16 protein-coding genes are annotated in these 22,503 nt (G+C 72.0%); 7 read left to right on the top strand and 9 right to left on the bottom strand.

Annotated elements, in window-relative coordinates; genetic code table 11:
- Positions 1-192 precede the first annotated feature (192 nt).
- Positions 193-2,310 carry a glycogen debranching protein GlgX gene (glgX, locus tag ACFYWS_RS14450; RefSeq protein WP_389274809.1) on the top strand — a complete coding sequence of 706 codons (2,118 nt, stop codon included), beginning with the start codon at positions 193-195 and terminating at the stop codon, positions 2,308-2,310.
- Here glgX and ACFYWS_RS14445 read toward each other — a convergent pair.
- The gene (locus ACFYWS_RS14445) at positions 2,285-3,547 is read right to left on the bottom strand and encodes an MFS transporter (protein WP_389274806.1); all 1,263 of its coding nucleotides are present in this window, start codon (positions 3,545-3,547) and stop codon (positions 2,285-2,287) included. The genes glgX and ACFYWS_RS14445 overlap by 26 nt on opposite strands.
- Before the next feature lie 99 nt (positions 3,548-3,646).
- On the opposite strand from ACFYWS_RS14445, the gene treY reads away from it, so the two are divergent.
- Positions 3,647-6,121: a malto-oligosyltrehalose synthase gene (gene treY / locus ACFYWS_RS14440; protein ID WP_389275678.1), complete on the top strand. Its 2,475-nt coding sequence runs from the start codon at positions 3,647-3,649 to the stop codon at positions 6,119-6,121.
- Here treY and ACFYWS_RS14435 read toward each other — a convergent pair.
- Positions 6,081-7,331, bottom strand: coding sequence for a cytochrome P450 (locus ACFYWS_RS14435; RefSeq protein ID WP_389274803.1), 1,251 nt, complete (start codon positions 7,329-7,331; stop codon positions 6,081-6,083). The two genes, treY and ACFYWS_RS14435, sit on opposite strands and share 41 nt — an antisense overlap.
- Positions 7,332-7,519: 188 nt before the next feature.
- Between ACFYWS_RS14435 and ACFYWS_RS14430 the strand changes: the two genes are divergently transcribed.
- Positions 7,520-8,761 (top strand): M14 family zinc carboxypeptidase, encoded by a 1,242-nt coding sequence (locus ACFYWS_RS14430; RefSeq protein ID WP_389274800.1) that lies wholly within the window; start codon positions 7,520-7,522, stop codon positions 8,759-8,761.
- A gap of 51 nt (positions 8,762-8,812) precedes the next feature.
- On the opposite strand, the gene ACFYWS_RS14425 is transcribed toward ACFYWS_RS14430, so the two are convergent.
- Entirely contained in the window at positions 8,813-9,364 is a 552-nt protein-coding gene (locus ACFYWS_RS14425; RefSeq protein ID WP_389274797.1) for an FHA domain-containing protein, read from the bottom strand.
- A gap of 192 nt (positions 9,365-9,556) precedes the next feature.
- Between ACFYWS_RS14425 and treZ the strand changes: the two genes are divergently transcribed.
- The gene (gene treZ, locus ACFYWS_RS14420; RefSeq protein ID WP_389274794.1) at positions 9,557-11,323 is read left to right on the top strand and encodes a malto-oligosyltrehalose trehalohydrolase; all 1,767 of its coding nucleotides are present in this window, start codon (positions 9,557-9,559) and stop codon (positions 11,321-11,323) included.
- Positions 11,324-11,374: 51 nt separating this feature from the next.
- Here the strand turns inward: treZ and ACFYWS_RS14415 are convergent, their stop codons facing one another.
- From ACFYWS_RS14415 to cyc2, 5 genes are all read right to left on the bottom strand, one after another.
- Positions 11,375-12,280 carry an aminoglycoside phosphotransferase family protein gene (locus ACFYWS_RS14415; protein ID WP_389274791.1) on the bottom strand — a complete coding sequence of 302 codons (906 nt, stop codon included), beginning with the start codon at positions 12,278-12,280 and terminating at the stop codon, positions 11,375-11,377.
- A 6-nt stretch (positions 12,281-12,286) separates the two neighbouring features.
- A complete protein-coding gene (locus tag ACFYWS_RS14410; protein WP_389274788.1) occupies positions 12,287-13,414 on the bottom strand; it encodes a M24 family metallopeptidase in 1,128 nt (375 codons plus the stop codon).
- A 145-nt stretch (positions 13,415-13,559) separates the two neighbouring features.
- Positions 13,560-14,222 (bottom strand): PDZ domain-containing protein, encoded by a 663-nt coding sequence (locus ACFYWS_RS14405; RefSeq protein ID WP_389274785.1) that lies wholly within the window; start codon positions 14,220-14,222, stop codon positions 13,560-13,562.
- A 158-nt stretch (positions 14,223-14,380) separates the two neighbouring features.
- Positions 14,381-16,321 (bottom strand): O-aminophenol oxidase PhsA, encoded by a 1,941-nt coding sequence (gene phsA, locus ACFYWS_RS14400; protein ID WP_389274782.1) that lies wholly within the window; start codon positions 16,319-16,321, stop codon positions 14,381-14,383.
- Between the two features lie 89 nt (positions 16,322-16,410).
- Positions 16,411-18,651: a germacradienol/geosmin synthase Cyc2 gene (cyc2, locus tag ACFYWS_RS14395; RefSeq protein WP_389274779.1), complete on the bottom strand. Its 2,241-nt coding sequence runs from the start codon at positions 18,649-18,651 to the stop codon at positions 16,411-16,413.
- 137 nt (positions 18,652-18,788) lie between these two features.
- On the opposite strand from cyc2, the gene ACFYWS_RS14390 reads away from it, so the two are divergent.
- The gene (locus tag ACFYWS_RS14390; RefSeq protein WP_389274776.1) at positions 18,789-19,418 is read left to right on the top strand and encodes a chorismate mutase; all 630 of its coding nucleotides are present in this window, start codon (positions 18,789-18,791) and stop codon (positions 19,416-19,418) included.
- Between the two features lie 24 nt (positions 19,419-19,442).
- Here the strand turns inward: ACFYWS_RS14390 and ACFYWS_RS14385 are convergent, their stop codons facing one another.
- Positions 19,443-20,276, bottom strand: a complete 834-nt coding sequence (locus tag ACFYWS_RS14385; protein WP_389274773.1) for a pentapeptide repeat-containing protein — start codon at positions 20,274-20,276, stop codon at positions 19,443-19,445.
- Between the two features lie 132 nt (positions 20,277-20,408).
- Here ACFYWS_RS14385 and ACFYWS_RS14380 point away from each other — a divergent pair, with 132 nt between their 5' ends.
- Positions 20,409-21,185, top strand: coding sequence for an alpha/beta fold hydrolase (locus tag ACFYWS_RS14380; RefSeq protein ID WP_389274770.1), 777 nt, complete (start codon positions 20,409-20,411; stop codon positions 21,183-21,185).
- Positions 21,182-22,468, top strand: a complete 1,287-nt coding sequence (locus ACFYWS_RS14375) for a cytochrome P450 (RefSeq protein ID WP_389274767.1) — start codon at positions 21,182-21,184, stop codon at positions 22,466-22,468. Before ACFYWS_RS14380 ends, ACFYWS_RS14375 begins: the two co-directional genes overlap by 4 nt.
- Positions 22,469-22,503: the final 35 nt, after the last annotated feature.

Raw genomic sequence — 22,503 nt, 5'->3', positions numbered from 1 at the left:
CTTCCCCCAACTTCCCCGGCAGCCCCGGTCAAGGGCGTGCCGGACCGACGTGGTCGGCCTGTAAGAGGGCGCCAACTCCCGTGTGGTTGCCTCACTTTCGGGCAGAGAGTGTCCGATGCCGCCCGGACCGCCGGGCCAATGGGGTATCCCCTGCTCATACGTAGTTGAGCTCGGGAAGGAAGAGTCGTCAGCATGCAGGTCTGGCCTGGACAGGCGTATCCACTGGGTGCCGCGTACGACGGCGCCGGGACGAACTTCGCGGTCTTCTCGGAGGCCGCCGACCGTATCGAGCTGTGCCTGTTGCACGACGACGGCTCGGAGACCGCGGTGGAGCTGCGGGAGGCCGACGCCTTCGTGCGGCACGCCTATCTGCCGGGGGTCATGCCGGGGCAGCGCTACGGGTACCGGGCGCACGGCCCGTACGAGCCCGCGCGCGGCCTGCGCTGCAACTCGGCGAAGCTGCTCCTCGACCCGTACGCGCGCGCCATCAGCGGGCGGATCGACTGGAACGAGTCGGTGTACGGCTATCCGTTCGACTCACCGGACGAGCGCAACGACCTGGACTCGGCGCCGCACACGATGGCGTCGGTGGTGGTCAATCCGTACTTCGACTGGGGCGACGACCGGCTGCCGCGCACGGAGTACCACGAGACGGTGCTCTACGAGGGGCATGTGAAGGGCCTGACGATGCGGCATCCTTCGCTGCCGGAGGAGCTGCGGGGCACGTACGCCGCGCTCGCCCACCCGGCGGTCATCGACCACCTCACGGAACTGGGTGTCACCGCACTGGAGTTGATGCCGGTGCACCAGTTCGTCAACGACCACCGGCTGGTCGAGATGGGGCTGAACAACTACTGGGGCTACAACACGATCGGCTTCTTCGCTCCGCACAACATGTATGCGTCGTGGGGCGACCGCGGCGAGCAGGTCCTGGAGTTCAAGTCCGCGGTCCGGGCACTGCACCAGGCAGGCATCGAGGTCATCCTGGACGTGGTCTACAACCACACGGCCGAAGGAAACCATCTGGGTCCGACGCTGTCCTTCAAGGGCCTCGACAACGCGTCCTACTACAGGCTGACCGACGATCCGCGTTACTACATGGACACCACGGGGACGGGGAACTCGCTCCTGATGCGGTCCCCGCACGTACTCCAGATGATCATGGATTCGCTGCGCTACTGGGTCGAGGAGATGCACGTCGACGGGTTCCGCTTCGACCTGGCGGCCACCCTGGCCCGGCAGTTCCACGAAGTGGACCGTCTGTCGTCGTTCTTCGACCTGGTGCAGCAGGACCCGGTGGTCTCCCGTGTGAAGCTGATCGCGGAGCCCTGGGACGTCGGTGAGGGCGGCTACCAGGTGGGAAACTTCCCGCCCTTGTGGACCGAGTGGAACGGCAAGTACCGCGACACCGTAAGGGACTTGTGGCGCGGCGAACCGCGCACCCTCGCCGAGTTCGCGGGCCGCCTCACCGGCTCTTCGGACCTCTACCAGGACGACGGACGCCGCCCGCTCGCGTCCATAAACTTCGTGACCTGCCACGACGGTTTCACCCTGCGCGACCTGGTGTCGTACAACGACAAGCACAACGACGCCAACGGGGAGGGCAATCGCGACGGCGAGAGCCACAACCGGTCATGGAACTGCGGCACCGAGGGCGAGAGCGACGACGCGGCGGTGCTTGACCTACGTAGCCGCCAAATGCGCAATTTCATCGCTACGTTGATGCTGTCGCAGGGCGTCCCGATGCTCAGCCACGGAGACGAGTTCGGGCGCACCCAGGGCGGCAACAACAATGCCTACTGCCAGGACAACGAGGTGGCGTGGGTGCGCTGGGCCGATCCCGACGCCTCGCCGGATCCGTTCCTGGAGTTCACGCGCGCGATGGTGCGGCTGCGCAGAGACCATCCGGTGTTCCGCAGGCGGCGCTTCTTCCACGGCCGCCCGGTGGAGGGCACGCACGACGACCTGTCGGACATCGCGTGGTTCACCCCGGAGGGCGAGGAGATGACGCAGCGGGACTGGGGTGTGGCGCAGGCCCGTGCCCTGTCCGTGTTCCTGAACGGCAGCGCGATCTCGGAGCCGGGCGCGCGCGGCGAGCACATTCAGGACGACTCGTTCCTGCTGTTGTTCAACGCCTCGCCGCAGCCGAGGGAGTTCGTGGTCCCGGTCGACCACGGGCGCCAGTGGCAGGCCGTGGTCGACACGGCGCTGCCCGAGGGCCTTTCGGCGGGCGAGGGCCAGAAGGTGCAGGCCGGTGACCGGGTGACCTTGGAGGGCCGCAGCCTCACGGTGCTGCAACGGCCGGCGTAGCCGTCTCGCCGGTCGCCTGGAGGGGCCGTACGCGCAGCGCGACGAGGAAGGCGAGCCCGGCGGCCACGCTGCCCACCGCGAAGGCGGCAGCGGCCCCGTGGGCCTGCGCGAGACGGCCCGCCACGGCGAGCGTGACGGCCTGCCCGCCGACGAACGCGCTCACGGCGGCCGTCATGCCCTCACCGAGCCGTTCGCGCGGCACGGCCTGTTCGGTGAGCCCGAACCCGGTGATCAGGTTGGGGGCGAACAGCGCGCCGAAGACGGTCACCGCGACGTACAGCAGCGCCATGGAGTGCGTGACGATCAGCGGGAGCGACAGGAGGGCGGCGGCCGCAGTAGCGACGCGCCAGCGGTTCCGCAGTGTGAACCGGGCGGGCACCGCCGCCATGGACAGGCCGACGACGGCGCTCATGACACCCATGGCGGCGTACACGAGTCCCGCCTGGTCGCCGTGCCCCAACTCCTCGGTGAGCGCGGTGATTCCGGCACCGCAACCGCCGAGCAGGATGCCGAGTAGGACGAGCCCGGCGCGCACCACGTGGACCTGGCGCGGCAGCCGTGGCCGGTCCGCACGCGCGCGTGGCCGCGTGCCGGCCGGGGCGGGCGGTACCGCCGTGGCGGACGGGTGCAGTGCGAACGCGGCGCCGCAGACCGCGACCAGGAGCGCGGCCGCGCCGAAGGCGTAGGCGGGGTGCGCCACTACGGAGGCGATCCCGATGAGCGCGGGGCCGAGGACGAAGCTGAGCTCGTCCATGGTGGACTCCAGGGACAGCACGGCGTTCACCACCCGTTCGTCGCCGCCCTCACGGCGCACGAGGGCGACGCCGCGGGCACGCGCGAGCGGCCCGATGCCGGGGACGGTGGCGCCCGCGACGATGCCGAGCGCGATCAGCGCGGCCGTCGGCAGTCCCGCGAGAGCGCCCAGCGTGTAGACGGCGATCGCGAGCCCGTTGAGCAGCGCGAGGGTGAGGACGACGGGGCGCTGGCCGCGCCGGTCCGCGAGCCTCCCGACGAAGGGCCCCATGGCCACCTGGCCGAGCGCGAGGGCGCAGGCGACGACGCCTCCGGTGGCGAGGGAGCCACTGGTGCGGGTCACCAGGAGGACGCTGCCGAACTGGATCACCGCGACCGGCAGCCGCCCGAGGAACGACACGACGGGCAGCGGGCGCCCCGTCGCCGCGAGCACCCTGCGGTACGCGTCGAGCGTTCCACCGGCCTTGTTGGATGTACCAGGCATCGTCCGACGTTAACGAGGCACGCGTGCACGTATGCATGCGGTGATGACACGAAAGGCGGCGGCGCGGGTACGTAGGTTCGTATGACGCCTCCAGCCCCGATGCCGCCCGCGCCTTCGTCGCCGACGTCGCCTTCGACTGCGACTTCGCCGCCTTCGACTCCGACGGCGACGTATCGGCTGCAGTTGCAACCGGACTTCGGGTTCGCCGCCGCGGCGGTGGCGGTGCCGTATCTGGCGTCCCTGGGGGTCTCGCATCTGCATCTGTCGCCGGTCCTGGAGGCGGTGCCGGGTTCGACGCACGGCTACGACGTGGTGGACCACACGCGCGTACGCGCGGAACTGGGCGGCGAGGACGGCCTGCGCCACCTGTCCCGCACGGCGCGCGGGCACGGACTGGGCCTGGTCGTGGACCTGGTGCCCAACCACATGGCGGCAGCCGTGTCCCACAACCGCCCCCTGCGCGACATGCTGCGCAACGGTCCCGCCTCCCCGTATGCGCGCTGGTTCGACATCGACTGGCAGGCCCACGACGGCCGGGTGCTGCTGCCGGTGCTGGCCCGCCCGCTCGGCGAGGAACTGGCGCACCTGAAGGTCGACGGCGAGACCCTGCGCTACTACGAGCACGCGTTTCCGCTGCGCGCCGGAACCGCAACCCTCCCGCTCCCGGAGCTGCTGGAAGCCCAGTGGTACCGCCTCGCCTGGTGGCGCCTGGCCCGCACCGAGCTCAACTACCGGCGCTTCTTCACCATCTCGGACCTGATCGCCGTGCGGGTGGAGGACCCGGACGTCTTCGAGGCCACACACGGCACGGTGCTCGCACTGCTGGCCGAGGGCGTGATCGACGGGCTGCGGATCGATCATCCCGACGGACTCGCGGATCCCGGTGCCTACGTGGAGCGTCTGAGCGAGGCCGCGGGCGGCCGGTGGACGGTGGTCGAGAAGATCCTGGAGGACGGGGAACGGCTGCCCGCGTCGTGGCCGGTGGCCGGCACCACCGGCTACGACGCGCTGCGCCATATCGACGGCCTGTTCACCGACCCGGCGGGAGCCGGTCAGCTCCTGGGCCTGTTCCGCCGGTTCACGGGCGCCTCCGCAGACCGGGGCGGGCACTGGCCGACGACCGTACGGCGTGCCGCGCACCACGTCGTCACCCACGAACTGGCCACCGAGGTGAGCCGCCTGACCCGCGAAGCCGCCGCGCTGTGCGCCCGGGACCCGCAGCTGCGCGACCACGCGCCGTGGGCGCTGCGTACGGCGCTGTGCGAGCTGTTGGTGCGGGTCCCGGTCTACCGGCCCTACGCGGCCGGCGGCGCCGCCCCCGAGACCGTCCTGACGGCATCCGCGGCCCGCGAGACGAAGGCGGCGTTCACGGTGCCCGAAGAGGCCCGCGCCGTCGACACCGTACGGGAGCTGGCACTCGGCCAGCACGGCACGGACCCCGCACACACCGCGTTTGGCGCCCGGTTCGCCCAGACCGCCTCCGCACTGCGCGCCAAATCGGTGGAGGACACCGCCTTCTATCGCCACACGCCGCTCCTGTCGGCCCTGGAAGTGGGCGGCTCACCCGGGGACCCCGCGGTGTCCGTGGAGGCGTTCCACGCGTACTGCGCGCGCATCCAGCGCGACTGGCCCTACACGTCGACGGTCCTGTCGACGCACGACACGAAGCGCAGCGCCGACGTGCGGGCGGGAATCTCCGTCCTGACCCAGTGCCCCGACCAATGGGAGGACCTCCTCGGGGAGGTCACCGAACAGACCGCGCGCGGCGGCGGCGCGAGCGCGCCCGACGCGCAACTGGCCTGGGCCGCCTGGCAGACCGTCGCAGGACTCGGCCCCGCCGATCCGGCCCGACTGCAACACGCCATGCTCAAGCACGCGCGTGAGGCGGGCCTGTTCACGACGTGGACGGAGCAGAACGCGGACTACGAACGAGCGGTCGCCGACTTCGTGGCGTCCGGACCGTGCGGACCGCCCGGCGACGAGGTACTGCGCTTCATGGACCGCCTCGCGCCCCACGTGCACGCCAACATCCTGGGCGCCGCCCTCGTCCACCTCACGATGCCGGGCGTCCCCGACCTCTACCAGGGCACCGAGCACGAGTACCGCGCCCTGGTCGACCCCGACAACCGCACACCCGCCTCCCTCACCCCCAAGGAGCACAGCACCAAAGCGGAACTCACCCGGCGCGCACTGCGCCTGCGCCGCGCGCACCCCGCCTGGTTCGGCGGCGCCGCCACCTACCAGCCGCTGCCCGCCGAAGGCCCCGCCCAGGCGCACTGCGTCGCCTACACACGCTCCGGCCGCGTGGTCGTGGCAGCGACCCGGCTCTCCCTGCGGCTCGCCGACGACGGCGGCTGGCGGACCACACAACTCGCCCTCCCCGAAGGCGAATGGGTCGACCTGCTCGTCCCGGAGCAGCGATTCGCTGGGCACGCACGCATGGCCGAACTGTTCGCACACCTCCCGGTGGCGCTCCTCGTCCGTGCCGACGACCACGAGGCCGACGATCACGAGGACAAAGACCTGCGCACCCTCACCGCAGACGTACGAAAAGCGCCGCCGGGGACCGGGTGAGCAGGCCCTCGTAGGCGGGTCTGAAGCCCGGCGCCCACGCCATCGACGGCAGCGCCGCCAGCAGGGCGCGCAGGCCCGCGTCGGCGATGAGGCGGGCGAGTTGGACGCCCGGGCAGCGGTGCCGCCCGGTGCCGTGGGCCAACTGGCCCGGGGCCGCGCGGAACAGGTCGTAGCGGTCGGGGTCGGCGAACCGGGTCGCGTCCCTGCCCGCCGCCCCCACCAGACACGCGACCGTGGCGCCCGCCGGTATCGTGCCGCCGCTCACCGGGACCGGCGCGAGGGCCCTGCGCAGGACGACGTGCGCGGCGGGGTCGCGGCGCAGCGACTCGGCCCAGGCGGCGTCGACGAGTTCGGGGCGGGTCCGCACCAGCGCCAACTGCTCGGGGTGGTCGAGGAGGTTGGCGAGGAGCGCGGCGAGGGCCCTGGCGGTGGCGTCCCCGCCCGCGCCGAGGAGCGTCGCGGCGAGCCCGGAGACCGTGTCGTCGGACAGCGGCCGCCCGTCGGCCCGCGCGGCGCACAGGGCGCCCAGGAGGTCGTCCTTCGGGTGCGCGCGGCGGCGGGCGATCTGCGGGCGCAGGAAGACGTCCAGGGCGTCGGGGGCACCGCCCAGGTGGGTGAGCCCAGCGCGGCACAGGGCGGCGACGTGGGCGGTGCCCTCGTAGGGCAGGCCCAGCGCGCGGACGACGGCCACGGCAGGCAGCCAGTGGCAGAACTCCTCGACCAGATCGACCTCGTGGCGCCGGGTGAGGCGGCGCGCGAGTACGTAGGCGGTGCGTTCGACGCTCGCCTTCAGGGTGGCCAGCGCGCGCCCCTGGAGGGCCGGTGCGAGGAGCGCGCGCTGTGCGGTGTGCGTGTCCGATTCCAGGTGGGCGAAGGTGCGGCCGGGCGGCGGGGCGACCAGCCGGGGTTCGGCGAGCGCCGTGCGCACATCCACGTAGCGGCTGAGGAGCCACGCGCCGAAGGGCTCGTCGAGGTGCAGCGGGTGGGTGGCCCGCAGGGTGCGGTACAGCGGGAACGGATCGTGGGCGGTCCGCGGGGAGGCGAGGCTCGGGAGCTGCGTCGCAGCGCCCGCGCGCGGGTAGGAGCCCGGTGCGTCGGGATACGAGACCGGTCCGGAAGGGCACAGCACCGCGGGACTCCACTCTGTACCGGGGCGCGCACCGGTCGCTGCGCGCGGCTCTTCCCAGCGCACCATCGAGGCCTTCGTCACGCAGCCTCCGTTCCACCGTACGAGTGACAGCGGTGACTCAGAGTGACGCGCGGGTCTGACCTGCGCGGGGCCTCGGTGGCGTGAACTCTCCCCTGCCGAGCGGCCCGGGGCCGCTGTATAGGCCTTCTTGACACATGGAGCGGAGCATGGGGTACTGCGGATTGCTGACGCCGGGAGCACCAACGGGGGTGAGTCACCTGACGGAGCAGCGGTACCCCACCTCGGCCGAGTTGGTCCAGTCAGCGCGGGAGCTGGCGTCTCACCGGCCTGACCTGTGTCACCTACGCCAGGTCGGTACGTCGCGTGGGGGGCGCCCCCTGCATCTGCTGTCCGTAGGGCACGACCGGCGCGCCACGCTCATCGTGGCGGGGGCGCACGCCAATGAGCCCACAGGGGGCTCCACGGCGCTGCACCTGGCCGAAAAGGCGTTGTTCGACCGGGAGTTGCGTACCGACCGGTCGTGGCACTTCCTGTTGTGCGCGGACCCGGACGGCGCGGCCCTGCACAACGCTCCGGAGCCGCACTCGCTGCTCGACTACCACCGGGGCTTCTTCAGGCCCACTGGCGCGGAGCAGCCCGAGTGGTCGCCGTCCGTGCTGCCCCCGGACCGGCTCCCTCCGGAGACGAGGACCCTGGTCGGCGTGATCGACGAGGTGCGGCCCTACCTCCAGGTGTCCCTGCACGGCACCGAACTGGGCGGCAGCTGGGTGCAGTTGACGCGGGACATACCGGGGCTCGCCGAGCCTTTCGCCAAGTCGGCCGCCGAGCTGCACATACCGGTGGAGACCGGGGCTTCGGACGCGGCGGGCTGGCCGACGTCGGGGCGCGGCGTGCATGTGATGCCGGACCTGGACGCGCAGGCCGCGTTCCCGAGCCTGCCCGACGACGCCCGCCTGTCGACGTGGCACCACGCGCACCGCTACGGCGGCTCCACGGCGATCGTGGAGGTCCCGATGTGGGCCAGCGACCTGGTGGACGACCCGGCACCGCATCCGGCGCCCGAGCGGGCGCTGCGGCGCCTGTCGGCCCGGCTCAGCCGCGACACCCGGCTCGTGGAGGAGATCCTCACGGAGGCCATGCCCCGGCTCCCGGACACCGGCGGCCCGCTCCTCGGGGCCGCCTGCTGGGCCCTGGGCCTGGTGCCGGGGCTCGCGGACGACTGGGTCCAACCGCCGCCGCCGGGCGCCACGATGGCGTACGTGGGCAGCATCGACGCGTTCGCCCGGCGGCTTCCGCTGCGGGCCGCGGCGATGCTCCTGCGGGTCCTGGAGGAGGCCGACGACGTGGCGGCGCCCCGCCTCGACGCCCTCGTCACCCGGTGGTGCGAGGCGTACGCCGAGCGGTTCGGGGCGCGGTGGGTGCCGGTGGCCCACCAGATCGAGCACCAGGCGCGGACGACGGTGGCGGCGGTGCGGCACGCGCGCGGGTGAGTACGCACGAGGGCGGGTCAGTACGCGCGCGGGTGAGCACGCGACCTGAGGTCAGTCGACGGACAGCCGGAACGACATCCGCCCGAAGGCGACCTGGTCGCCGTCCCGGACGACCGCCGCGCCGATCACCCTGCGCCCGTTCACCGACGTGCCGTTGGTCGAGCCGAGGTCGCGCAGCACCCACATCCCGGCCTGCCGGCTCAGCTCGGCGTGCACCCGCGAGACGGTGTCGTGGCTCAGCCGCAGCCCGTTGGCGGGGTCGCGGCCGATGCGCAGCGGGTACGGGGACGCGGGCGGCGGCAGGAGCAGCTTCGGCAGCCGCTCCACGGTCCACGCCCTGCGCAGCCGCACGGTGAACCCGGAGACCGCGCCCACGGTGCCGAACAGCGCCCGCGACCAGCGGTTCTCCTGGTGCAGATCGGCGGTGAGCCGGTCGAGGTCCTCGGTCCTCCGGGCGGCGAACACCAACTCCATGCGGCGCACGAACGTGTCGTGAGAGAGCCGGCCGATGGCGACGCCGTCCCTGAGCACCTTCAGCGCACGGTCCCGCTCGGCATCGGAGAGCCGAGCCGGGTGCGTGTGGTGTTCAAAAGAGGACGTCACAACGGGAATTGTCGGGCAGCGGAGGCCGAAGTGTCCAGAATACCGGGGGCGTGGGCGAGCGGCCCGTGGCCCTGGACTTCGTGTGACGCGCGACCCAGCGAGGCAAAACGGCCCCGCGACGATCACAACTGGCGCACCATGGGAACCATCCGTCACTGTCGGCAGGCATCCGGTCACAAGGGGGAACGGTCCGTGCAGTTCGAGGTATGGGCACCACAGGCCGAACAGGTAACGCTCCACACACGGGGCGCCGAGGACGAACAGGGCACCACGCGCGCGTTGTCGCGTGACCCGTATCGAGGAGACGGGTGGTGGTCCGGTGAGGCCGATGCCGCCGACGGCACGCGGTACGGGTTCGCGGTCGACGACGGTCCGGTGCTGCCCGACCCGCGCTCGCGACGGCAGCCCGAGGGCCCGGACGGGCTGAGCGCCGTCGTCGACCACAGGCGGTACGCGTGGCGCGGCGGATGGCAGGGACGCGGACTGACCGGAGCGGTCCTGTACGAGCTCCATGTGGGCACGTACACGAAGGAGGGCACGCTCGACGCCGCGGCGGGGCGGCTCGGCCACCTCGCGGACCTGGGCGTCACTCACGTGGAGTTGATGCCGCTGTGCCCCATGCCGGGGCGGCACGGCTGGGGCTACGACGGGGTCGACCTGTGGGCCGTGCACGAGCCGTACGGCGGGCCCGAGGCACTGAAGCGCTTTGTCGACAGCGCGCACGAGCACGGCCTCGGTGTCGTGCTCGACGTCGTGCACAACCACCTGGGCCCCTCCGGCAACCATCTGCCCGCGTTCGGCCCGTACTTCACGGACACCCATCACACTCCGTGGGGCAGCGCGGTGAACCTGGACGCGCCCGGCTCCGACGAAGTACGCGCGTACCTGATCGGCAGCGCGCTCGCCTGGCTGCGCGACTACCGCATCGACGGACTGCGGCTCGACGCGATCCACGAACTCCACGACCAGCGCGCCCTGCCGTTCCTGGAGGAACTCTCGACGGCCGTGGACGCGCTCGCCGAGGACCTCGGCCGGCCGCTGTTCCTGGTCGGCGAGTCCGACCTCGGCGACCCGCGCGTCGTCACCCCGCGCTCGGAAGGCGGGATCGGACTGCACGCGCAGTGGAACGACGACGTGCACCACGCCGTGCACGCGGCCGTCACCGGTGAACGCCGGGGTTACTACGCGGACTTCGCGCGGCAGCCGATGGCCGCGCTCGCCAAGACGCTCGCGCACGGCTTCTTCCACGACGGCACGTACTCGACGTTCCGCGGCCGCCACCACGGTCGCCCGCTGGATCGCGCCACCGTCCCCGCGCACCGGCTGCTCGCCTACACGCAGACCCACGACCAGGTCGGCAACCGGGCGCGGGGCGAGCGACTCGGCGCGCTCGTCGGCCCCGGGCTGCTCGCGTGCGCGGCGACGCTCGTACTCACCGGTCCTTTCACACCGATGCTGTTCATGGGTGAGGAGTGGGCCGCGAGCACGCCCTGGCAGTTCTTCACCGACCACACCGACGCCGCTCTCGCCGACGCCGTACGCAAGGGCAGGCGGCGGGAGTTCGCGGCGCACGGCTGGGCCGAGGACTCCGTCCCCGATCCGCAGGACCCGGCCACCCGTGAGCGCTCCTGCCTGGACTGGGAAGAGCGCGGAACGGGCCACCACGCGCGCGTGCTCGCCTGGTACCGCGAGCTCATCGCGCTGCGCCGCGCCCGCGCGGACCTCCAGGACCCGGATCTGGCCGCGGTCAAGGTCGCGTACGACGAGCGGGCACGGTGGATCGCCTACCGGCGCGGCGATCTTCGGGTGGCGGTGAACCTGTCGGACGTACCGGTGTCGATTCCGCTGGGGCGGCCCGTGGCACGGCTGCTCGCCGCGTGGGAGCCGGTGGAACTGCCGGGCAGGGACGGGGTGCTGACGGTCCCGGCGGAGTCCTGCGTGATCGCGGTGGCGCCGTAGCGTCGTAGCGCCGTAGCGTCGTAGCGTCGTAAGGGCGGACGGGAGGCGGGTTCAGCCCTCCGACACCAGCTCCAGCAGGATCGCCTCCCATGCCCGCTCCAGCTGCACCCGCAGCAGTCCCTCGGGGCTGTCGTCGGCGCCGTACAGCCGGTCCCCGAGCCGCACCAGGACGTCGCACCGGGCCAGCCACAGCCCCCTCAGGCACGACCGCGGTCCGTATCCCGCCAGCGTCGCGGAGCGGACCGCGGCACGCGCGCCCACCGCGATCGTGAGCCCGGCGATGTCCTCCGCGGCGTCGCCGACGACCGCGTCGGCCCAGTCGAGGACGCCGCGCACCCGGCCGTCCGCGGACACCGTCAGATGCTCGCCCTTCAGGTCGTGGTGGACGAGCACGGGGTCGGGCTGCGGGACGAGCTGTGCGACGGCCCGCGCGGCGAGCTGGTCGAGCCGCTCGGCCTCGAACTCGCCGTCCGCGTCGAGCTTCAGGGCCGCGGCGCCCGCCTCGCGGCGCAGGCTCTCCAGCGAGCGCGGCGGCACCTTCGGCACGCCGATCGGCACGGTCCGCGCGACCGGCACCGCGCGCAACCCCGCGAGCAGCCCGCCGAGGTCCTCCTCGCCGGCCGCGGTGACGTCCCTGACCTCAGCGGACTCCCCGGGCAGCCGCTTGTCGAGCGTGCAGGCGAGGCCGGGCGCCCACTCCCCCGTCGCCACGGAGGCGGGCACGGCGACCGGGACGTGGGGGCGTACGAGATCACGCAGGCGCACCTCGCGCCGCAGCCGCGCGGACATCGCCCCGTCGGTGGCGAGGCGCAGCACGTGCGCCTTGCCCACCCACCACGTGGAGTGCTCGCCGCCCTCCGTGACGGGACGCACCTGGGGAGCGCCCGCGTCCGGAAGCATCGCCTCCAGGACGCGGCGCACGGCGTCGGCAGTGGGCTGCCGGGGCGTCGACGGCATGGCCGCTCAGCCCACGATCGCCAGCTCGCGCGCCGTCGCGTTGAGGCGTCGGCCGCCGTCCTCGGTGACGGTCACGATGTCCTCGACGCGGACGCCGAACCGGCCCGGCAGATAGATGCCGGGTTCGACGGAGAAACACATGCCCGGCACCAGCTCCTGCTCCTCGCCCTCGATCATGTAGGGCGGTTCGTGGGTGGTGACGCCGATGCCGTGCCCGGTGCGGTGGATGAAGTACTCGCCGTACCCGGCGTCGGTGATGACCTTGCGGGCGACCCGGTCGACGTCCTGGCAGGCGATGCCCGGCCGCACCGCGTCACAGGCCGCGGTCTGCGCCTCCCGGACGATGTCGTGCACCTCGCGCTCCTCGTCGGTCGGCTCGCCGACGTGCACGGTACGGGTGGTGTCGGAGCCGTAGCCGTGCTTGAGGCCGCCGAAGTCGAGCACCACCATGTCGCCGTCCTGGATGACGCGGTCGCTCGCCTCGTGGTGCGGATTCGCGCCGTTCGGGCCCGAGCCGACGACGGTGAAGTCGACCTGCGAGTGCCCGAACCGCTTCAGCAGCTCGGACAGTTCACCGGCGATGTCGTTCTCGCGGCGGCCCGCGAAGGCGACCTTCTTGATCTCCTCGTACGTGGCGTCCGCCGCGGCGCCCGCGGCGGCGAGGCGCTCCAGCTCGGCGGCGTCCTTCACGCCGCGCAGCATCGGCAGGGCCTCGGTGAGTGATACGTATGACGTCTCCGGGAGTGTCTTCTGCAGGCCGAGCAGATGCATCGCCCAGGCGTTGTCGCTCACCCCGAAGCGGCCCGTCATGGCGAGCAGCGGGGCCGTGACGTCGTACGGATCCTTGCCGTCGGTCCAGTCGCGCAGCGTCATCGCGTCCGCGCCGGCGGCCTTGGCGGCGTCGGGCGCCTCCAGGGTCGGTACGACGAGCGTGGGCTCCTGGTCGGCCGCCAGCACGAGAAGCGTGAGCCGCTCGGTGTCGGCCGGCACGTGGTAACCGGTGAGCCATACGAGGTCGGGGCCCGGCGCGACCAGCACCCCTGCGAGCCCCGCGGCGGCGGCGGACTGCGCGGCACGGTCCATGCGGGCCTTGTAGTCGGCGGCGGTGAAGGGCGCGGGTGTACCGGTCGTCATGTCCTGGCCTTTCGTACGGGTGGGCGCCTACGGAAGTGCGGCGTCGTACGGGCAGCCATCCTGCCCGGCGGCGCGGGGCGGCGCGAGACCGACCTCTGCCCATGATTTCAGGCGCCGTGGGCGGGGCGCGCGGCGAACGCGGACGTCACGTGAGCACCCCGGGTGTGACCGCCAGCTTCTGCAGCTCCCCGTTCGCGTGCCGGACCGTGACGACGACCTGCCGTCCCGGCCGGTTGTCCGCGACGTCGGCCACGTGCGCCGCCAGGTCGAGGGCGGAGCCGACGCGCCGGGCGCCGAGGGCCACCAGGACGTCGCCGCGGACGAGGCCGCCGGTGTAGCCGGGGCCCGGGATGTGCACGGCCACGACGAGCGCGCCCGGCGTCTTGGGGGCGTCGACGACCTCCACGCCGAGCCCGCCCCTCGACAAGGGGGGCGCGGGCGGCGCGGGCGCCGTGGTGGGCCCCGGTGTGGGGGCGGGGCTGCTCGGCGACGGGTCCGCGGGCCGTACGGAGGGCGGGGTCTGCCTCTTCAGTTCGGCGAGCTTGCTCATGCCGATGACGGTGGCTCCGACGGTGCCGAGGCCGATGCCCGCGAGGACGAGCAGGACCGCGCACAGCAGCCCGCACAGCACGCTGCACAGGCGCCTGCCGCGCCGCCGGGCGGCGGCGTGCGGCCTGCCGGGCTTCTGTGCCGGTGCGGGTGCGGGTCTCGTCAGCGGGTCGGCCGACGGCTCCGGCCTAGGCGTCGCGGTCGATGCCCGGCCCCCGGACCCCGGCATCGACCTGGGACGCAGCGCAGTCTGTTCCATGGGTCGCCCACCTCCGGTCCCTGGCCCACTCGGCCACGGCCAGAGCCCTACCCTCCGCGCACGCCCACGACGATCCACGAACGAGTGAGAGTGCCGGGGCCGGCTCGAACGCCGGCGCCCGGCACCCCGTGCACCTCCCGAATCGTCAGGTCGGCCGATCAGCCGGTGTGACCCCCGTGGTCACCGCCGTGCCCGGCCCCGTGGTCGAACTTCAGGGCTTCCTTCGGAAGCACCACGAAGGGCCGCATCATGCCCATGTCCTCGTGCTCCAGGAGGTGGCAGTGGTACATGAACCGGCCGTACGCCCCGTCGAACTTGCCGATGACGCGCAGCATCTGGCCGGGCAGGGCGCGGAACACGTCCTTGTGCCCCTGCTCGTTGGGCGGCAGCGGGATCACCGCGTTCGGGTCGAACGCGACCGGCTTGACCGTGCCGCCCACCTCGACGTCGAACCCGGAGGCGTCGTACACGTCCCGGCCGAGTATCTGGAAGTCGGCGAGGTGGATGTGCATCGGGTGCACGACCGGCGGGTTCACCGCGAGGTTGAGGAAGCTCCACTGCTCGTGGGTGCCCTCTCCGATGGTGAAGCCGAGCCCGTCGTTGAAGGTCCGGGCGGTCCGCCGGTAGGTCTTCAACTGGCCCTTGTCGTCGACGAGTTGGATGACGCCGTCGGTGGGGACCTGGATGTCGTCGGCCCCTTCCGCGCCCTCGGTGTCGTCGGTGACCTCCACCATCTCCCACATCTCCGGGTGTCCGCCGCCGCCCTTGGTCGCGGGCGGCGTCAGGACGATCAGCCGGTGGCCGTGCTCGATGTCGTGCGTGAGCCTCCGGAAGGACCCGGACAGCACCTCGGGCAGCACGAACGGGTCGGTGTCGCCGCACTCGCCCACGCGGAACTCCATGACGTGCGGGAAGCGCACATCGCCCGGCACGTCCGGCACACCCGGTGCCTCATTGCGCCCCTTGTCGACCAGGCGCACCCGCTTGCCCGCGAGGGCCGCGAAGTCGATGAGCAGGTCCATGCGCTCGGCGGGCGCGACAGGCAGCGTCGGCAGCGCGTCGTCGAAGTCGAGCGGGACGGGCCGCGGCAGCAGTCCGCCGTCGCTGCCGATCTGGTGCATGACGCCGGACACCGGGTCGCCGTCCTCGTCGACGAGCACCAGGTTGTAGATCCGCGCGTTCGACGCGTTCACCAGGCGGAATCGGTACCAGCCCGCGTCCACCTGCGCGTAGGGCCAGATCCGCCCGTTGACCGTCGTGTACGGGCCGCTGAACGGGATGGAGACGGGCTTGCCCGTCTCCTCGTTCGCCGGGTCGACGATCACGGTCTTGTGCAGCAGCCTGCCATTCAGCTTGCCGTCCTCGTCCGTGTCCAGGTTCCGGTCGGCGAGCAGCAGCGGTATCTCCCGCTCCCCGGAGGGGAGCCCGAGGGCGTCCTCCTCGTCGTCCCGGACCAGGTACGTCCCGTAGAGGCCCGCGTACACGTTCCACCTGGTGATGTTCATGGCGTGGTCGTGGTACCACCACTGCACCGCCTGGTGGTCGTTCGGATACTCGGAGAGCTGGGCGTCGCCGAAGCCCACCGCGTTGTCCGCCCAGCCGTCGTTGCCGCCGCCCGTCTGCGCGCCGTGCAGGTGCGTCACGGTCCAGGCGGGCAGCGCCGCCACGTCCTCGTTCGCCGGGACGCCGCCGCGGCCGGGCTGCGTGGTCGGCGGGGGCGGCGGGTCCTGCCCCGGCTCGGTCGGCGGATTGGGCACCTCCACCGACGTCACCGGGTACTCGCTGCCCTTCGGAACGCGGTTCGTCCAGGCGATGCGGACGCGCTGCCCGCGCCGCACCTCGATCGTCGGGCCCGGCACCGTCCCCTCGTAGCCCCACATCAGCGTCGGCGGGAGCTGCGGGTGCAGCCGCTGCCACGTGGGCCGCAGCGCGATCTCCGTTTCCTGTAGTACGTCATCGGAGTCGGGCCGCAGCACCGGCGGCACCGTCAACGGCGCCACGTACGGCGCCAGTTCCCCCATGGCGGCCGCGGCGATCTCGCTCGCGGCCTCCTCGACCCCGGTGATTTTGTCCGTGATGCGCTCGAAAAATTCGGTCATGAAAAGAACACCCCCGTGTGTTCTCACATCTTCCCCGTTGCACGGCCGCGAACGGCCGGCCTGTCGCGGCCTTGCACGGCCGTCTCACCTCACAAGACGGCTGGCGCCCCAGCGAAGTTCCCCGAATCGCCCCATCCGGACGTGCAGTTGTTGAAACCAATCGGAACCGGAGGCGCCGGAACGCGGCCGGGGACGAAGCCGTGGGCGCGACTCGCGAGCCAGTCGTCGCGGTAGCGGTCGACGTTCGCGTGCCAGTTGAGGATGCCCGCCGTCCAGTTCCGCAGGTCCTCGACATAGCCGTCGAGGGCCGCACGCGCATCGCGGCCGAGGCCGAAGTCCTGGTAGAGGACGGGCAGTTCGTGCTCGACGATGTGCTCGAACTGCCGCATGCGCTGCGTCATGAGGTCGTTCACGATACCGAGGGCCGTCGGGTAGTCGGCTCCGAAGAAGTTCTGCACGACCAGGATCGCGTTGTGGATCTCGCCCTCGTACTGGATCTCCTTCTGGTACGAGTACACGTCGTTGAGCAGCATCGCGTAGTCGATCGCCGAGTTCTCCAGGGCGCGCACCGGGCCCGTGCGGTAGATCTCGGGCGGCACGGCGGGCCCGTGGCCCATCCGGCACAGGCTCAGGGTGAGGTCGGAGCCGAAGGTGGCGCGGCGCATCTCCAGGTAGTCGACGGGGTCGGGGATGCGGTTCTGCAGCTGGTTGGCCACCTCCCACACCCAGCTCTCCGTCATGACCTCCACGGCGTCCTTCAGGGTGCTCCGCTGCTCGGGGGTCATGTCGGCCGTGGTGCGCCGCCACAGGTCGGCGAGGGCGCGCTCCATGGCGTTGGCGGGCGGCGGTGTCTCCTCGCCGTTCACGGGCATGCGGGCGGAGAGCCGCGCGGTGCACAGTCTGGCGGCGGCCAGGTCACGCCGGTGCCCGAAGATCAGCGGGTAGTAGTCGTCCCCGTAGGTGCCCCAGGCGAGCCACTGGGAGCTGAGGTCGAGCGCCTCCGCGGAACCGTCCGGGTCGAGCCCCGCCGCGCACAACGGGAGGTCGTAGGCGCGGAGTTTGTCCTCGTCCCAGACGCCCTCCCCCAGGATGCCCATGCGGTGCGTCCAGGGGAGCAGCCGCGCGCGGGCCCTGTCGAGCTCCGGGTTGAGGCTCAGGGCGAACGGCATGTGGATGTCGGGGATCAGGGAAGGACCGACCTTCTGGAACGGCACGTGCGTGTACGCGCGCAGGCGCTCGGCACCGGCCCCGTCGAGCAGTGCCCGTACGTCCGCGGATCCGGCCCCGAGCCCGCTCGGCCCGCCCAGTGGCCGGGCGGTCTGCGCGGCCGCCTCCTTGTTCATGTAGCGGCTCGACCGCATGTGCCACTCATGGCCGCCGGACTGCCAGTCCTGAAGTCCGCCCGTGTACGCGGCGACCGCGGCGACCTGGTCGGGTGTGAGCCCCTTCTCCACGGAGAGGGCGGGCACCTCGGTCAGCGCGGTGTGCTCGAACTGGTGCAGCCGCGAGGTCAGCACGTCGTTGACGGCCTCCGCCGCCTCCTGTGTCGTACAGCCGAAGAAGGTCTCCAACACCAGGACTCCGTTGGAGAGTTCGCCCTCGTCCATGACCTCGCGTTCGTAGGAGAAGAGGTCGTTGCGCAGATGCACCGCGTCGGCGAACGTCTCCATGAGGACGCGCAGTGGCCGCGACTGCGCGACGGGTTCGGGGACTTCGGCGGTCGCGTACTCCACGAGGCCTGCCGACCAGGGGGCGCCGCCCACCTTGCGGCGCATCTCGATGTATTCGACGGGGTTGGAGATCCGCCCCTCGTTGATGTTGGACAGTTCCCACATCGACTCGTTCAGGAGGTGCTCGGTCGACTCCGCGAAGCGGCGCCGCCAGGCCATCGACATGGCGGGCACGGTGCGCCGCCACAGGTCGATGAGGCCCGCCTCGACCGGGTTCTGCGGCTCGGGCACGGGGGTGTCGAGCTCCATCGGCATGAACAGCGGAAGCCGGTCCAGGTGCGCCTTGCCGGCCGCGCGGTCGTTCGTGCGCTTGTACATGTCCAGGAAGTGGTCGTCGAAGAAGAAGACCCACACGTACCAGTCGGTGATCAAAGAGAGCGCCGGGCCGTCGCAGTCGGGGTGCGTGTACGCGCACAACAGGCCGTAGTCGTGTGCGTCGAGGTCGCCCTGGTCCCAGACACCGCTGCCCTCCAGCATGCCCATCTCGCGGGCCCACACCGTGGAATGGGCCCTCGCCTCGTCCAGGTGCGGGTTGAGCCGTGCCTGGTACGGCATGTAGAAGCGCGGCAGGTGGAAGGGCTGCGTGGACTCGTGTGTCATGGGCGCCGCCCTACCCGTGGCCGTCAACCGGCATCCACGGGGCGGAACATGATCGCACCATCGTGTGAACCGGGGGTTGTTCGACGTACGTTCGGGGAAACGCACGCCCGTTGCCCGTACGAAACGAAGGACCCACGTTGCGCATCCGGACCACGTCGACCGCCGCCCGCTGCCTGATCACCCTGGGCGCCGCCGCCGCGCTCACCCTCGGCGGGGCGGCCCTCCCGGCATCCGCGGCCCCGGCCGCGCCCACCGCCGCGTCGCAGACCGCTCACGCCGATCCGCGCGCCCTCGCCGCGATCTCCTCGCTCGCCACGGAGCGCCTCGCCCTCGCGGACAAGGTCGCGGCGGCGAAGTACGGCACGGACACGCCGATCGACGACCCGGCGCGCGAGCGGCAGATCCTCGACGACGTGGCGGAGCGCTCGGCGGGCCTCGGCATCGATCCGGCGTTCGCGCAGTCCGTCTTCCGGGACCAGATCGAGGCCAACAAGGTGGTGCAGAGCGGCCTGTACGCCCGCTGGGACGCTCACCCCGAGCAGCGCCCGACCGAGCGCCCCGACCTGGCGACGGAGGTGCGCCCGCAGCTCGACCGGATCACGACGCGGCTCCTGGACGCACTGCGGGCGGTGGCCCCCACGCGTACCTCTCCGGCCTGCGGGCCACTGCTGACGGCGGCGGCGCTGCATGACGCCCACGCGCGCGGGTTCGACGCACTGCACCTCAAGGGCCTCGCGCGGGCGCTGCCTTCGGTGTGCGCCTCCTGAGGTCCACGTCCGGTGCCGTGGCGCCTACGTCCAGTGCGCGGGGCGCCGCAGGCCCGCCGGGATGCGGGTGGCGGCGTCACCGCGGGCCGCGTTCACCTGCGCCTGGGTGAGGAACAGCGCCCCGGTGAGGTCGGCGCCCGCGAGCCGTGCGTCGCGCAGGTCCGCGCCGATCAGGTCCGCCGAGCGGAGGTCGGCGCCGGTCAGATCCGCGGCTACAAGGAGGGCGCCGCGCAAATTGGCGCCCCGTAGGTCGGCCTTTTTGAAACGGGCGCCTACAAGGTCGGCGCCCCGGTGGTTCTTCTTGCGGCCCAGGGCGCCGGGCACGTCGGCGCGTGCCAGTTCGCTTGCCTTCAGTAGAAGGGCGTTCACGTCGCTGCGGATGGCCGGCACGTCGGCGGCGACGAGTTCGTCACTACGCGCGCGGGTGAGGCGCTCGATGTCCTCGCGGGCCCGCCGGGCGTCCCCGTGCACGGCACCGGCGGCGTCCAGTTCCAGTACGTCGCTCAAGTACCAGAGCAGTTCGTGCAGTTGACGCATGACCGGGAAGACCTCGTACATGGCCCTGGCGGTCTCGGGCCGCTCACGCCAGCTGACGCCCTCGAAGGTGACCTGGGAGATCTTCTGCCCCGCGCCGAAGCAGTCGAAGACGGTGCAGCCGGGGTAGCCCTCGTCACGCAGCCTGGTGTGGATGCCGCAGCGGAAGTCGTCCTGAAGGTTGCGGCAGGGCGTGCCCGCGTTCTTGTTGTGCGCGAAGTCGTGCGACTTGGCGAAGGGGAGGGCGACGCAGCACAGGCCGAAGCAGTCCGCGCAATCGGCGCGCAGGTCGGGGCGGTCAGGAGGGGCTTGTGGGGAGGTCACCCGTACATTGTCGCCGATGGGACACAGCGCACGCGGTCACGCGCGCGTGCGCCCCCTTGTGGCCGGGCCCGGCCCCGCGCCACCTTGGAGACGTCCGGCACCGCCTGAAGTTCCACACCCTGGGGAGTCGACGTGGCCTCGTCCTTCGTCCTGCCGTACGAACTGCACGGTGACGGCCCGCACAAGGTGATCGCGGTGCACGGCTGGTTCGCCGACCGCGCCGCCTACGCGCCGATCGTGCCCGACCTGGATCGCACCACCTTCCAGTACGCGCTCGTGGACCTGCGCGGCTACGGGGAGGCGAAGCAGACGGCGGGCGCGTACACGACGGCCGAGGCCGCCGCGGACGTGCTCGACCTCGCGGACCGGCTCGGCTGGGAGCGGTTCTCGCTGATAGGACACTCCATGGGTGGCAGCGTGGCACAGCGCGTGGTGGCGAACGCGCCGCGGCGGGTGCGGCGCATCGTGGGGGTGTCCCCGGTTCCGGCGTCCGGTCTGCCCATGACGCCCGAGCAGTGGGAGCTGTTCGCGACGGCCGACGCCTCGCCCGCCAACCGCCGCGCGATCATCGACGTCACGACGGGCGGCGTACGCCCCGCCGCGTGGCTGGACCGCATGGTGGAGCGCTCGCTCGCGTGCAGTGACGCCAAGGCGTTCCGGGCGTGGCTCGACTCGTGGACCGGCGACGACTTCCACACGGACCTGGAGCCCTGTACGATCCCCGCGCTCGCGGTCACCGGACAGCTCGACCCGGCGCTGGCCGCGCCCCTGATCCGCTCGACGTGGCTGACCTGGTTCACCCGCGGTGAGCTCGTCGACCTCCCGGTGTGCGGTCACTACGCGATGGACGAGGCGCCGCTCGCACTGATCCGCGTCATGGAGGACTTCCTGCGGGCGGACGGTTCGTGACCCCTGCCGTTCCCGACGTCTTCGACCCGCGCGTGTACGCGCGTGGTGTCCCGCACGACCGCTACCAGGCGCTGCGCGACCACCACCCGGTGGCCTGGCAGCCGGAGCCCGCGGTCCTGGGCTGGCCGGAGGGCCCCGGCTTCTGGGCGGTCACCCGGCACGCGGACGTGGTCCGGGTCCTCAAGGACGCGTCGGTGTACTCCTCGTACCTGGGCGCGACCCAGATCCGTGATCCGGACCCGGCGGACCTCCCGTTCATCCGCGGCATGATGCTCAACCAGGATCCGCCGGCCCACGGCAGGCTGCGCCGCCTGGTGAGCCGGGCGTTCACGCCGCGCCGCGTGGAGGCGTTCGAGGAGTCGGTACGCAACCGGGCAAGAACCCTGCTGCACAAGGCACTTCACGAGAACGAGAACGAGAACGCGGACACGGACACGGACACGGACACGGTGGACCTCGTCGCCACGGTCACCGACGACTACGCCCTCCTGAACCTCGCCGACCTCCTGGGCGTGCCGGAGTCCGACCGCGCGCTGCTCCTGCACTGGACCCGCCGCGTCATCGGTTACCAGGACCCGGACGAGACCACGGTGCCCACCGGCCCACCGGTGAACCCGCGCTCCCCCTCCGCGCTGGCCGACATGTTCGCGTACGCCGACGAACTGACGGCCCACAAGCGCGCCCACCCGGCCGACGACATCATGTCGACGCTCGCCACGGATCCCGATCTCACTCCGCCCGAACGCCAGATGTTCTTCTTCCTGCTGACGATCGCCGGCAACGACACGGTCCGCAGCGCGGCCCCGGGCGGCCTGGCGCTGCTGGCCGGTTCCCCGCCCGCGTACGAGCAACTCCGCACAGGGAAAGCCGAATGGGCGCCCGCACTCGACGAACTCCTGCGCCGCCACCCACCGGTCCTGACCTTCCGCCGCACGGCGACCGAGGACACGACCCTGGCGGGCGCCCCCATCAAGCGCGGCGACAAGGTGGTCGTCTTCCACGCCTCCGCCAACCACGACGAACGCGTCTTCCCCGCGCCGTTCACCCTGGACCTGGCCCGCGCCCCCAACCCCCACGTCTCCTTCGGAGACGGTCCGCACGTCTGCCTGGGCGCCCACTTCGCCCGTCTTCAACTCCGGGCGCTGTACGAGGAGGTGGGCCGCACGCTCCCGGCCCTGACGCTCGCGGCCCCGCCGAAGCGCCTCGTGTCGAACTTCATCAACGGGATCAAGGAACTACGGATGCACCCGGACACGCACCCGCACACGCCCACGATCCGGTGATTGGCGGGGATCTTGATCGCGGCCCCCGATGGTTC

The organism is Streptomyces sp. NPDC002795 (assembly GCF_042888725.1).
GTDB lineage: Bacteria > Actinomycetota > Actinomycetes > Streptomycetales > Streptomycetaceae > Streptomyces.
The sequence above is the reverse complement of the archived record's forward strand: the minus strand, read 5'-3'. Positions and strand labels throughout refer to the sequence as shown.